Origin of the sequence: Streptomyces griseorubiginosus (genome assembly GCF_017614965.1) — a bacterium.
GTDB classification, from domain to species: domain Bacteria; phylum Actinomycetota; class Actinomycetes; order Streptomycetales; family Streptomycetaceae; genus Streptomyces; species Streptomyces griseorubiginosus_B.
Window position 1 is genome coordinate 1 of record NZ_WVUG01000471.1, and the last position, 4,581, is coordinate 4,581.

At 69.9% G+C, this 4,581-nt stretch carries 3 protein-coding genes; 2 read left to right on the forward strand and 1 reads right to left on the reverse strand.

The window, feature by feature from the left end:
- Together GRC12_RS42050 and GRC12_RS42055 are read left to right on the forward strand one after the other, a co-directional pair.
- Positions 1-1,382, forward strand: a 1,382-nt coding sequence (locus GRC12_RS42050) for a lysine N(6)-hydroxylase/L-ornithine N(5)-oxygenase family protein (protein ID WP_208785718.1), incomplete at its 5' end; no start/stop codon positions are given.
- Between the two features lie 52 nt (positions 1,383-1,434).
- Positions 1,435-2,583: a GDSL-type esterase/lipase family protein gene (locus GRC12_RS42055; protein ID WP_208785719.1), complete on the forward strand. Its 1,149-nt coding sequence runs from the start codon at positions 1,435-1,437 to the stop codon at positions 2,581-2,583.
- 10 nt (positions 2,584-2,593) lie between these two features.
- Here GRC12_RS42055 and GRC12_RS42060 read toward each other — a convergent pair whose 3' ends face one another.
- The gene (locus GRC12_RS42060) at positions 2,594-4,387 is read right to left on the reverse strand and encodes a bifunctional metallophosphatase/5'-nucleotidase (RefSeq protein ID WP_208785720.1); all 1,794 of its coding nucleotides are present in this window, start codon (positions 4,385-4,387) and stop codon (positions 2,594-2,596) included.
- Positions 4,388-4,581: the final 194 nt, after the last annotated feature.

A 4,581-nucleotide genomic window follows, 5' to 3' on the forward strand; every position in this document is an offset into this window, starting at 1 on the left:
CCCGCGACCTGGTCGGCATCGGCATCGGCCCCTTCAACCTCTCCCTCGCCGCCCTCGCCCACCCCCTCGCCGAACTCGACACCGTCTTCTACGAACAGCGCCCCGGCTTCGACTGGCACCCCGGTCTCCTCATCGACGGCGCCCGCATCCAGGTCCCCTTCCTCGCCGACCTGGTGACCCTCGCCGACCCCGCGAGCCCCTGGACCTTCCTCAACCACCTCAAGGCCCGCGACCGGCTCTTCCCCTTCTACTTCGCCGAGCGCTTCCACATCCAGCGCACCGAGTACGACGCCTACTGCCGCTGGGTCGCCGACCACCTCCCCGGCCTGCACTTCCGCCACCAGGTCGACGCCGTCCGCTGGAACCCCGAACGCGACGTCTTCGAGGTCGACTTCACCCAGCTCGACGCGGACGGCGAGGCCGAGGCCCTTGGCCGTACGTACACACGCAACGTCGTCCTCGGCATCGGCAGCGAACCCTACGTCCCCGAACCCCTCAAGCCGCTCGTCGAGGCACCCGCCGTGCCCGTCGTGCACGCCGCCGACTACCTCACCCACCGCGACCGTCTGCTCGCCGCCGGGCACGTCACCGTCATCGGCTCGGGACAGTCCGGTGCCGAGGTCTTCCTCGACCTGCTGCGCGCCCGCCCCGTCGGCCGCGAGGGCCTGCACTGGCTCGGCCGCACCGAGGCCTTCGCGCCCATGGAGTACTCCAAGCTCGGCCTCGAACACTTCACCCCCGACTACACCCGCTACTTCCACGCCCTGCCCGAAGGCGTCCGCGACCGGCTCGTCACCACCCAGTGGCAGCTCCACAAGGGCATCGACGCCGACACCATCGCCGCCATCCAGGACGAGCTCTACCGCCGCACCCTGCACGGCGGCTGGCCGGACACCGTCCTCACGCCGGGCGTCCGCGTCCGTACCGCGGGCCGTATCGCGACGACCAAGGTCGAGCTCCACCTGGAGCACGTCCAGCAAAACACCCGCTCCCGCCTCACCACCGACGCCGTCGTCCTCGCCACCGGCTACCGCGAACGCCCCCTCGACCGCCTCCTGGCCGGTCTCGACCCCTACATGCGCCGCGACAGCCGCGAGCGCCCCCGCGTCGACGACCGCTTCCGCCTCGTCCTCGACCCCGCGGTGACCGGCGCGATCCACGTCCAGAACGCCGAACGCCACACCCACGGCGTCGGCACCCCCGACCTCGGCCTCGCCGCCTGGCGCAGCGCCACCATCCTCAACTCCCTCACCGGCAAGGAGACGTATCCGCTGCCGGCCCGCACGGCCTTCACCACCTTCGGGCTCGAACCGCACCAGCCGCAGATCCCGCAGGCCCGGCAGGCGGCCCAGGTCCTCACCCCGCTGGTCGAGGGAAGGTAAACAACCGGCCCGGGAGGGAAGACCTCCGGCGGCGGCGGTGTTGGCTCCGCACATGACCACCACCTGGATCGCAGCCCACCGCTCCGCCGTCATCAACCCCTACGAGGTCTTCCACCTCTTTGAACCCCGCGGCTTCAGCGGCCAGACCGTCAGGCAGTCCGTGCGCCTCGCGGGAGGAGGTGAGGCGCTGCGGGTACGGCTCAGCAACCGCTACGGCAAGGAGCCCCTGCGGATCGGCGGCGCCCACCTCGCCGTGCGCACCCGGGGCAGCGGCATCGACCCCGCCAGCGACACCCCGCTGCGTTTCTCCGGCGCCGGTACGGTCGACGTCCCCGTGGGCGAGGAGATCGTCAGCGATCCGGTCGAACTGCCCGTCAGTGCGGGGGAGGAGCTGACCGTCAGCCTCCATCTGCCGGGCGAGACCGGGCTGAGCACCTACAGCGCGGTGCCCTACGACATCGGTTACGCCGTCCCCGGTGACCAGCTGTCCGCCGCGGTCCTGGAGGGCGCGGAGCAGTTGCCCCTCGGCCACTACCTCACCGGCGTCGACGTCCTCGCCCCCGAGGGCACCCGCATCGCCGTCGCGTTCGGCGACTCCTGGATCGAGGGCGCCTTCACCACACCCGGCACCGACAACAGCTTCCCCTCCCAGCTCGGCCGCCGCCTCACCCGCGGCTGGATCGTCAACCAGGGCATCTCCGGCAACCGTCTGCTCACCGACGAGATCGGCGACCACCTGCTGTCCCGCATCGACCACGACGTCCTCGCCGTCCCCGGCGTCAGCCACGTCCTGATCCACATCGGTCTCAACGACCTCGGCCTGCCCGGCACCATCGCCTACCCCGAGCCCGCCGGGGGCCCGAGCGCCGCCGAGTTCACCGCCGGCCTGACCGCCCTCGCCGACCGGCTGCACCGGGCCGGGCTCACCGTCATCGGTTCCACCATCGGCCCCTACCGCGGCACCGTCTACGACGGCTACGACACCGAGGCCGGGCAGGCCGTACGCCGCGAGGTCAACGCCTGGCTGCTCGGCGACGGCCACCCCTTCGACGCGGTCGTCGACCTCGCCGCCGCCGTCGCCGACCCGGACGAACCCGACCGGATCCGCGCCGAGTTCAACGCCGGCGACGGCCTCCACATCAACGACGCCGGCGCCCAGGCGATCGCCGACGCCATCGACGTAAACCTGCTGGACCTCTAGAACACGGCGCTCAGAAGACGGGCGTTCCGGCCCGGGTCAGCTTCCAGTCCACCGACGCGAAGTCCTTCGGGTCCAGCACGCCCTTCGCCGTCACCCACTCCGCGATCCGCGTACGGATCTCCGTCGACTCCGACCACAGCTCCTGCGCGGACGCCACATGCGGGAACGCGCCGCCGCCGTTGGCACGGTAGTTGTTCACCGCCAGCACGAACTGCTGCGCGTCGTCCAGCGGGGCACCGGCGTAGGTGAGGTTCCCGATCCGCGAACCGGCCGGCCGGGAGATGTCGATGTCGTACGAAAGCCCCGACACGTAGTCGTAGTTGTAGTCCGGGCGGCCGCCGGCGTTGGTCAGCTTCTCCACGTCCACCACCGCGTCGGCCGCAGTCTGCACGAAGTACTCCGCCGAGTACTCCAGGTATGCCCGCAGCTGAGCACCCGTCAGCAGCTTGGCGACCAGCGTGTTGTCGTACACGTACAGGCTCGACAGGTCCCGGATCGTCACCTTGCCGGCCGGGATCTCCGAGGTGCGGGAGAAGGGGGAGGCCTGCGCGACGACGGGCAGCGAGGCATAGGACGTGCCCGCCAGCGCCGCCTTCACCACGTCCTCCTGCACCTTGGTGATCAGGTCGATGATCGGCGCGTCCTTGTAGCGGGCCTCGACCGTCGTGAGCGTCTCGGTCGCCGTGCCGACGACCTGGTTGACGTACTCGACGACCTTCGCGTGCTCGCCCGACAGCAGCTTGGTGATCTTCGGGTCGTCGGCCACGGTGTTGGAGTTCAGCACCTTCGACGAGACCGACTCGACGCTCCAGCGCCCCTTCGCGAAGACCAGCTCGACGTCGAAGACCGACAGCCGCTCCGCGAACGCCAGCGGCTCCGAGAGCACCACCGTCCTGCCCGTGGTGGCGTTGGTGACCTTCAACTCCGGGATCTCCACGTGCGCGTGGCCCACCAGGATCGCGTCGATGTCCGGCACCTGCTGCGCCACCAGCGCCGCCGAGTTCTCCACGTACGGCACCTGGTCACCGTAGGAGGAGGTGCCGGAGGAGCCGCTGTGCGCGGACACGACCACCACGTCGGCGCCCATCGACTTCAGCCTCGGTACCCACTTCGCGGCCTGCTCCTCAAGACCCGGGAACTGAAGCTTCCCCTGCACATACGCCTTGTCCCAGATCGCGATACCGGGATTGGTGAGCCCGAGGACCGCGACCTTCACCGGCGGAAGACCCGGCACGTGGAACTTCTTGATGACGTACGGCGGGAAAGCCGGCTTCTGCGTCCTCGCGTCCAGCGCGTTCGCCCCCAGCAACGGGAAACGCAGCTGCTTCTCGAAGGCGCGCAGCGTCTGAAGACCGTAGTTGAACTCGTGATTGCCCAGCGCCGCCGCGTCGTACCCGATCGCGTTCATCGCCTGCGCCATCGGGTGCACCGGACCGCCCTTCGCGGTGATCGGATCCACCTTCGCGTAGTAGTACGTCAGCGGGGTGCCCTGGATCGTGTCGCCAGCGTCGAGCAGCAGCGTGTTGCAGCGGCCCTTCTCCGCGCGCACCTGGTTCACCAGGGTCGAGACACGGGCCAGCCCCTGGGCGTTTCCGGCCTTGTCGGAGTACTCCGCGTCCTTGAAGTAGTCCCAGTTGAAGACGTGCCCGTGCAGGTCGGTCGTGCCCATGACGGTCAGCGAGTACCGCCGCGGGGCCGGCTTCTGCGCGGCCTCGGCCGCCGGAGCCGCCACCGCGCTCGCCAGCGCCACGCCCGCTCCGGTCGCGGCGGACTTCTTCAGGAACTTCCGGCGGTTCAAGGGCATGTCTCGATCTCCTCGGGAAAAGGTCAACGACGCGCGTAGATTCTGACCCGGCCATGGCAAGCGGCAACAGGTCCCGCAGGTTGCGATCTGATGACTCAACTCGCCCTCCCCCAGGCCGTTATCGACCGAGAAGTGACACAGTGGGGCGCATGACCACCCCTTCGCCGGACGCTCCCCAGCCCGCCGTCCCCTAC